Origin of the sequence: Stakelama marina, from assembly GCF_018122655.1 — a bacterium.
GTDB classification, from domain to species: Bacteria; Pseudomonadota; Alphaproteobacteria; order Sphingomonadales; family Sphingomonadaceae; genus Sphingomonas; species Sphingomonas marina.
Window position 1 is genome coordinate 561,431 of record NZ_JAGRQC010000003.1, and the last position, 6,070, is coordinate 567,500.

At 64.7% G+C, this 6,070-nt stretch carries 7 protein-coding genes and 1 pseudogene; 6 read left to right on the forward strand and 2 right to left on the reverse strand.

The annotated features are described in order from the left end of the window. Positions 1–31 precede the first annotated feature (31 nt). The gene (gene prmC / locus J7S20_RS12550) at positions 32–871 is read left to right on the forward strand and encodes a peptide chain release factor N(5)-glutamine methyltransferase (RefSeq protein WP_284054558.1); all 840 of its coding nucleotides are present in this window, start codon (positions 32–34) and stop codon (positions 869–871) included. 258 nt (positions 872–1,129) lie between these two features. Beyond that, on the forward strand, positions 1,130–1,771 hold the full coding sequence (locus J7S20_RS12555; protein WP_347709237.1) for a DUF4167 domain-containing protein: 642 nt from the start codon (positions 1,130–1,132) through the stop codon (positions 1,769–1,771). Between the two features lie 112 nt (positions 1,772–1,883). On the opposite strand, the gene J7S20_RS12560 is transcribed toward J7S20_RS12555, so the two are convergent. After that, entirely contained in the window at positions 1,884–2,192 is a 309-nt protein-coding gene (locus J7S20_RS12560; protein WP_284054560.1) for an ArsR/SmtB family transcription factor, read from the reverse strand. Between the two features lie 49 nt (positions 2,193–2,241). Between J7S20_RS12560 and J7S20_RS12565 the strand changes: the two genes are divergently transcribed. Next, a complete protein-coding gene (locus tag J7S20_RS12565) occupies positions 2,242–3,060 on the forward strand; it encodes an alpha/beta fold hydrolase (RefSeq protein ID WP_284054561.1) in 819 nt (272 codons plus the stop codon). A 236-nt stretch (positions 3,061–3,296) separates the two neighbouring features. Beyond that, the gene (locus J7S20_RS12570; RefSeq protein WP_284054562.1) at positions 3,297–4,760 is read left to right on the forward strand and encodes an amidohydrolase family protein; all 1,464 of its coding nucleotides are present in this window, start codon (positions 3,297–3,299) and stop codon (positions 4,758–4,760) included. A 72-nt stretch (positions 4,761–4,832) separates the two neighbouring features. Here J7S20_RS12570 and J7S20_RS12575 read toward each other — a convergent pair whose 3' ends face one another. After that, entirely contained in the window at positions 4,833–5,129 is a 297-nt protein-coding gene (locus J7S20_RS12575) for a hypothetical protein (protein ID WP_284054563.1), read from the reverse strand. A gap of 65 nt (positions 5,130–5,194) precedes the next feature. Here J7S20_RS12575 and J7S20_RS12580 point away from each other — a divergent pair, with 65 nt between their 5' ends. Continuing rightward, positions 5,195–5,623 (forward strand): CBS domain-containing protein, encoded by a 429-nt coding sequence (locus tag J7S20_RS12580; protein WP_284054564.1) that lies wholly within the window; start codon positions 5,195–5,197, stop codon positions 5,621–5,623. Between the two features lie 171 nt (positions 5,624–5,794). After that, positions 5,795–5,915 (forward strand): annotated as a pseudogene (locus J7S20_RS16355) (methyl-accepting chemotaxis protein); the annotation flags it as partial. Positions 5,916–6,070 lie beyond the last annotated feature (155 nt).

Genomic DNA, 6,070 nt, shown 5'->3' on the forward strand with positions numbered 1-6,070 from the left:
GATCTTCCCGTCATGCCGAACCTGTTTCCGCATGACGATTGAGAAAGCCGGCTCCGGAGAGACGGTTCGCGCCGCGCTGGCCGAAGCCGCCGCGCGCCTCTCAGCCATTTCCGATACACCGCGGCTCGATGTCGAACTGCTGATGGCGCATGCGATGGGGAGTAGCCGCGATGCGGTGCTGCTCGGCGGGCTCGACCGCGAGACGCCGCAAGCATTCGCCGCGCTGATCGAACGGCGGCTGGCGCACGAGCCGGTCGCCTATATTCTGGGCGAGCGCGATTTCTGGACCGTCACGATCGAGGTCGGACCGGGCGTGCTGGTCCCGCGCGCCGACAGCGAGACGCTGATCGAGGCGGCGGTCGACCATTTCGGTGCGCGCGCGCCGGCGACGATCCTAGATCTCGGCACCGGTCCGGGGACGCTGCTGCTCGCCGCGCTCGACCAGTGGCCGCAGGCGCGCGGCGTCGGCGTCGATGCGTCACCGCGCGCGCTGGACTTCGCCCGCCGTAATGCAGAGCGGATCGCGCCGGGCAGGGCGGAGATGGTCGCGGGCGACTGGGCCGAGGCGATCGATGCGCGCTTCGACCTGATCCTCGCCAACCCGCCCTATATCGAGGCGGCGGCGGAGCTGCCGCGCGACGTGGCGGAACACGAACCCGCCGAGGCGCTGTTCGCGGGTGAGGACGGCCTTGCCGATTACCGCCGCATCGCGCCGCAGCTTCAGCGGCTGATGGCGCCGGGGGGCGTGGCCATTCTCGAAATCGGACATACGCAGCAACAGGCGGTGACCGCGCTGATCGAGGGCGAAGGACTGAATGTCGCGTGCCGCCGTGACCTTGGCGGCAGGCCGCGCGCGCTGATCGTCACTTGATGTGCCGCCTGCGCATTTCCATATTAGTCCTTGGAGAACGCGCCCGAACCCGCTAAAGCGTGTTGCGGGGCAGCCAAATTCGACCAACGTGTTGATTTCGGGGCGCTGGCCCAATCCAACGTCATGTGAGCCGCTGCAGTCCGGCGGCCGTGGCACGCGGGCCTTGCCGGCATGCCGGTCAGCTTCGCAGGTGTGACTCCTATCCGGGATCGAGCGGATCGACGGACAGATTGTTAAAGACAGGACACTGAAACCTTGATGACCAATCGTCAGGCCGGCCGCCGTCGCGGCCGCGGCGGGCAGCGCCCGCAAGGTGGGGGCGGACGCCCCGACAGCAACAACCGTATCGACAGCCGTAACCGCGGTAATGCCGCGCAGTTGCTGGAGAAATACAAGAATCTCGCGCGTGACGCGCAGATGCAGGGCGACCGGGTGAATACCGAGATGTACCTGCAATATGCCGATCACTATTTCCGCGTGCTCAACGACAGCCGCCAGCGCGCCGAGGAACAGCAGCAGCGCAAGCAGCGCGACGACCAGCATGGCGGTCAGGACGACGACAACGAGGCGCAGGACAACAACCGCGCCGCATCCGATGACGGCAATGAGCGCAAGGAGCGCCGTGGCGGTCGCGGTCGTCAGGGCAATGGCGCCGACCAGGATGGCCAGTCCTCCGGCAAGCAGACCGAAGAAGCCGGCGAGGAAAAGCCCAAGCGCCGCGGTCGTCCGCGCAAGGCCGACAAGGTCGAGGACAAGCAGGCCGAGAATGACGGCGACGCCGCGATCGAGGCCGATCGCCTGCCGCCCGCGCTGGGTTCCGACGAGGAGGAGGCGCCCAAGCCGCGCCGCCGTCGCCGGGTCGCCAATGACGGCGACGAGGCGCAATCCTCGGTCGGCTGACCGTTAAGGCGATCGCCGATGAAAGGGCCGGCAGCCACTGCGGCTACCGGCCCTTTTCATTTGGGTCGAGGGTTGCCGGACGTCCGGCTTCGGGCTGCCGCCATGAAAAGCGCTACAAGGCGAGGTCGCGGTTCACCCAGGCCAGATAGTCTCTGAGCGCATCCTCGTTGCGCGCACAGTAAGACCATTTCGCGTGTCGGCGCACGGTGATGAATTGGGCCTGCCTCAATATGTCGAGGTGCCTGCTGACGGTCGGCTGCGCGATGCCCAGCGCCTGTGCGATCAACGACATGCACACGCCATATTCGACCGGATCGGCGGATTCCTGATGCGCGAAATGCTTCTGCGGCTCCGCCAGCAAGCGGAGGACGGCAAGGCGAGTCTCGCTCGCCATCGCCTTGATCTGGCTTGACCTATCCATGGGCATCAACGCATTCTAACATAGCTAAACGACAATATGAGGATGTATCATGCTCAAGCTGCCATATACGTCCTCTATTGATGGAAATGCGGTGCGGTGGGGCAAGGTCGGACAGGGGCCGCCGCTCGTTGCCGTGCATGGAACCCCCTTTTCATCGCAGGTGTGGCGCCGGATCGTGCCGCATCTTCAGGACTGCCGAACGGTCTATTATTTCGATCTGATCGGCTATGGCCAATCGGAAATGCGCGAAGGGCAGGATGTGTCGCTCGGCGTGCAGAATGGCGCTCTGGCCGCCCTGTTCCGGGAATGGGGGCTCGACCGGCCGGACGTCGTCGCGCATGATTTCGGCGGCGCCACGGTACTGCGCGCCTATTATCTGGATGCGCTGCGCTACCGGACGCTGACGATTGTCGATGCGGTGGCCATGCGACCCTGGGGGACGCCGCTGGTCCAGCATGTCCGGAAGCACGAAGCGGCCTTTGCCGAGATGCCAGACTATATGCACCGCGCGATTCTGCGCGCCTATCTGCAGACCGCGGCGCGCCACCCGCTCACAGAGGAAGCGCTGGACCTCTACAGCACGCCCTGGACCGGCCCTGTCGGCCAGCCCGCCTTCTACCGCCAGATCGCTCAGATGGATCAGGCATTCACCGACGAGGTCGAGCAGCGTTACGACCGAATCGACTGCCCGGTTTCGGTGCTGTGGGGGCGCAATGACGACTGGATACCCTATGAGACGGGGCAAAGGCTCGCAGCGGTGCTTTCCGACCGCGACTGCACTCCCATCCCCGAGGCGGGCCATCTGGTGCAGGAAGACCGCCCCGAAGCAATCGTTGCGGAGATTTTGAACAATCTGGCCCGCGCGTGACGGCGATTCGAAGAGGCGCCGACAACCATCGAAATTCGCAATGGCTTGAGCGCTGCCGGTAGCCCCCCTCGGCATTTCGGGCCTGTCGCCACTATTCCTGTCGAAGCGCTGCCGAGGCCATTGGATCGTGCCACGTTGGATGATGCCACGTGCGAACGCATCGCCTCGCTCGCGCGTGCTGATCGCCCTACAGCCTCGATTGCCAGCGTCAGCGAAGGCCGATAGCCTGCTCTCCCATGGTGATGTCTAAGCCTTCATTCGGTGGGCTGGCCTGTCGCTACCTGGCTCTCTGCCTGGTGGCCTTGTGTGTGATGACCTGCCCCGCCGCGGCCGAAGACCAGGGCTCTTCACCCGAACTGCTCATCCGCAATGTCCGCCTGGTCGACTTCGCCGCCGACGAGCCGCGCATCCGCGACGATCATTCGGTGCTGGTTCGCGACGGGAGGATCGTCGCGGTAGCACCGACCGACCAACTGGCGGCCGATGCCGGCACGGAGATTCTGGAAGGCAACGGCCGAACGCTCCTGCCGGGCCTCACCGATATGCACGTTCACCTCTGGGATGAGGCGGAGCTCGGCGCCTATCTCGCATCGGGTGTGACGACGGTGCGCAACATGTCGGGCATGCCGTACCTTCTCGAGATGCGGGACCGGATCGCGGACGGCCAGTTGGCGGGACCGCGGATTCTGACGACCGGCCCGATCCTCAACAGTCGGGGGCCCAACGCCCAGCTCAATCATCAGATCGTCGAAACCGCCGAAGAGGCAAAAGCGGCTGTTCGCGGGCAGTTCGAGCAGGGGTATCGGCGGATCAAGGTCTACTCGAATCTCAACCGCGCGGCCTATGAGGCAATCCTTGCCGAGGCGCGGGCGCTGAATATGCCGATCACCGGCCATACGCCCGAAGGTCGGCGAATTGAGGGAATGCCCGAACAGCTCCCTTTCGACATCGCATTTGACGAAATCCTCGATGATGGATTCGAATCGATCGAACACGTCGAATCGATCGTCTGGCACGGGCTTCGGAACCGGCATGACGCGACACGCGGCCGGGCACTTGCTCGCCGGATCGCAGCTGCAAACGTCGCCGTGGACCCGACCCTCGTCGCCTTCGCCAACTTGATGCGGATTGCCGAAACGCGTGGCGCACATCTTCGGAGGCAGGGCGCTGAAATGCTCAATCCCTTCGTCCGCTCGATGGAAACGGAGCAATCCGAGCGCTGGACAAACGAAGATGCTTCGCGTGCCGGAGACGACCTCGCATTCTATCTGGAATTCACGCGCATGCTCGCCGATGAAGGAGTACGCATCGTCGCCGGTTCCGACGCGGGTATCGCCACCAACATTCCGGGAATTTCACTCCACGACGAGTTCGACCTTTTATTGGCCGCGGGGCTCACACCTGCGCAGGTGCTGCAAGCTGCGACCACCAACGCGGCGCGTGTGGTGGGGCAGCGGCAAGAATTCGGCCAAATCGAACCCGGCCAGCGGGCCGATCTTTTGCTGGTCAAAGGCGACCCCCTGGATCGGATCGAATCGTTGCGGCACCCGCAGGTCGTCATCGCCGGCGGACGGGTGTTTGACGAGCAGGCGGTCGAGGCGCTGTGGCGTTCGGCGAAGCAAACCGATGCCGGTCGCACCGCGCGCAATGTCCTCCAGGCCATGGAGGTTCAGGGGACCAGGGTAGACCTCGGCCACTGAGTCGAAGGCGCGAGACACTTTGAACGAGTGTCTGACCGGCATGGGACACGAAGCCTTATTTCCGGATTGCCGCTACTCCGGTTCGCGGTCCTTGTTGAACCGGTCGACCGCTTCGTCATGGCCGCTGCCCGAGCTCAGGAACATCAGGCCCGTCAGCGCGGCGGCGAGAAGGATCGACAGACCGACGCCCAGCCCGGTCGCGACCGCAAGGTGGAACGCCATCGTGTCGAGCCACCACCACAGCGCCAGCACCGAAAGCACCGCCACCGCGAGCGAGAAAACCGCCATCCATTTGAGCACGCGCCGGTAGCGCGCCCAGGCGAAGGCGGCGTAATCCGGGTCGTCGAGATCGCGGCGCTGTTCGGTCACGGCTTTCAATTGGCGTGCAAACGTGGAATCCTCAACCGCCTAAGCCAGAACTGAGGAGAGAGCCGATGACGATTGCGGCAATCCTGGGCGACAAGGGACATGATGTCATTTCGATCACCGGCGACACGCGCGTCGCCGATGCCGTGGCGCTGCTCGCGGAGCGGCGGATCGGCGCGGTGCCGGTGCTCGACGGAGAGCGCGTCGCCGGCATCTTTTCCGAACGCGATGTAATCTATTGCCTCGGCAAGGAGGGGCATGCCGCGCTCGACCGGCCGGTGGCCGAACTGATGACCTCGCCCGCGGTCACGGTGGAGCCGACCGAAGAAGCGCTGTCGGCACTGTCGATGATGACCAAGCGTCGCATCCGCCATCTTCCCGTGGTCGAGGGCGGGCGACTGACCGGGCTCGTGTCGATCGGCGATCTGGTGAAATACCGGATCGAGCGGATCGAGGCCGAAGCCGACGCGATGCGCGATTATATCCGCCAGGCCTGATACTCCCCCGGCGGTGGAAACGGGACCGAATCCACCCCGCACCAATATGTTAACCATCCCGGCCTAGCCTGATGCGCGAACAAGCCGGGATGTCTCATGCCTCGTCGAATCCGCGCACTGCTGTCTTCGCTCCAGGAAGAAGTGAAGCTTTATGCCAGCGAGAGCGAGGAAATCGCGAACCGCACCAATCTGCTCGCGCTGAACGCCACGATCGAGGCGGCGCGTTCGGGCGAGGCGGGCCGTGGCTTTTCGGTCGTCGCGCAGGAAGTGAAGGGGCTTGCCCAGCAGGCGCGGTCGTCGAGCGCCAAATTCCGCGAAGACGTGCTCGGGCGGCTGGCGCACGGATCGCGCATCTCCGAAGAACTGGTTGCCGATGTCGAACGCGCGCGATTGGCCGAACTCGCCCAGTCGATGGCGCAGGCGATCTGCCGGTCGGTCTATGACCGT

Excerpts from the sequence above, each read along its gene's own strand:
- prmC (WP_284054558.1), top strand. The coding sequence starts at position 32 with ATGACGATTGAGAAAGCCGGCTCCGGAGAGACGGTTCGCGCCGCGCTG.
- J7S20_RS12555 (WP_347709237.1), top strand. The coding sequence starts at position 1,130 with ATGACCAATCGTCAGGCCGGCCGCCGTCGCGGCCGCGGCGGGCAGCGC.
- J7S20_RS12560 (WP_284054560.1), bottom strand. The coding sequence starts at position 2,192 with ATGGATAGGTCAAGCCAGATCAAGGCGATGGCGAGCGAGACTCGCCTT.
- J7S20_RS12565 (WP_284054561.1), top strand. The coding sequence starts at position 2,242 with ATGCTCAAGCTGCCATATACGTCCTCTATTGATGGAAATGCGGTGCGG.
- J7S20_RS12570 (WP_284054562.1), top strand. The coding sequence starts at position 3,297 with ATGGTGATGTCTAAGCCTTCATTCGGTGGGCTGGCCTGTCGCTACCTG.
- J7S20_RS12580 (WP_284054564.1), top strand. The coding sequence starts at position 5,195 with ATGACGATTGCGGCAATCCTGGGCGACAAGGGACATGATGTCATTTCG.